The organism is Microcoleus sp. B7-D4 (assembly GCF_036705125.1).
GTDB lineage: Bacteria > Cyanobacteriota > Cyanobacteriia > Cyanobacteriales > Microcoleaceae > Microcoleus.
Map to the genome: position 1 here is coordinate 9,503 of NZ_JAUBTT010000157.1, position 1,329 is coordinate 10,831.

General features: G+C 46.9%; 2 protein-coding genes. One reads left to right on the plus strand and one right to left on the minus strand.

Going from position 1 to position 1,329, the window contains the following annotated elements:
• On the plus strand, nt 1–928 hold a 928-nt coding region (locus QUB12_RS35075), incomplete at its 5' end, for an RluA family pseudouridine synthase (RefSeq protein ID WP_333301183.1).
• On the opposite strand, the gene QUB12_RS37735 is transcribed toward QUB12_RS35075, so the two are convergent.
• Complete coding sequence (locus tag QUB12_RS37735) at nt 905–1,150, minus strand: DUF6883 domain-containing protein (RefSeq protein WP_445300697.1); 246 nt, start codon at nt 1,148–1,150, stop codon at nt 905–907. The two genes, QUB12_RS35075 and QUB12_RS37735, sit on opposite strands and share 24 nt — an antisense overlap.
• Between the last annotated feature and the right edge of the window lie 179 nt (nt 1,151–1,329).

Consider the following 1,329-nt stretch of genomic DNA (forward strand, 5'->3'; position numbering starts at 1 on the left):
GCGAGAAGCCCAACCCCTACTCCCCACAAGCAATAATATTTCTTGTGGAACGGGCATCTTGCCCGTTGCGGGCGGGCGAGAAGCCCAACCCCTACTCCCCACAAGCAATAATATTTCTTGTGGAACGGGCATCTTGCCCGTTGCGGGCGGGCTAGAAGCCCAACCCCTACTCCCCACAAGCAATAATATTTCTTGTGGAACGGGCATCTTGCCCGTTGCGGGCGGGCTAGAAGCCCAACCCCTACTCCCCACAAATCATCATATTTCTTGTGGAACGGGCATCTTGCCCGTTACCGAAATACTACCGATTATCTATGAAGACAAATGGTTGATTGCGGTCAATAAACCCTCTGGTTTGCTGTCAGTTCCAGGTCGTTATTTTGAAAATCAAGATAGTGTTTTCAGTCGTTTGCGGAACTTGTTAGCTGATAGTTTTAATTTGACAGTCGTGCATCGTTTAGACTTGGAAACATCTGGGATTTTGCTATTGGCGCGGGAGAAAGAAACTAGCAGTCAACTCAGGCAGCAATTTGCAAAAAAGCAGGTTCACAAAGTTTATGAAGCGGTGCTTTCGGGTACGGTAAAAATTGATGCGGGGACGATCGAACTCCCACTTTGGGGCGATCCCGAAAATCGCCCTTACCAGCAAGTCAATTGGGAGTGCGGAAAACCCAGCGTTACTCGCTTTCAGGTAATGGCGAGGGAAGGAAATTGCGATCGAGTCGAGTTTTTGCCGCTGACGGGACGCACCCATCAATTGAGGGTTCATGCAGCGGATGTTCGAGGGTTGGGGATACCGATTTTGGGCGATCGACTTTACGGATGTCGGGCTGCTGGGAAGCGGCTACACTTGCACGCGCGGGAACTTTCGTTTGAGCATCCGCAGTTGGGAGAAAGGTTATACCTACAGGCAGAAACACCATTTTGAGCTAAGGGCGATCGGGCAACGATCAATATCTGTAGAATAACAAGTAATTGCTTCAGCATCCAGAGTTTTAGTTGAAATTTGTGCTAACAGTAAGTCATAGTTTTCTTGATTTAATCCTAAACGAGGATGAAATATTACAGCATTATTGCTACCGACAGCGTTATCTAAATTAAGAGGATACTGTGTTGATTTTCGAGGATCGATAACGAGATGGCTGACAATTTATTTCAGCTTCATGTTTGTTGACCGAGCAGTAATTTTAGCACCTAACATATTAGATATCTGCTTTGGGAACCCGATCGACTTTTAATTTTAGCTCTAACGTATAGCGGTTCTCAAAAAAGTGAGGTATGCCCTATGCCCTATGCCCTATGCCCTATGCCCTATGCCCTATGCCCTAT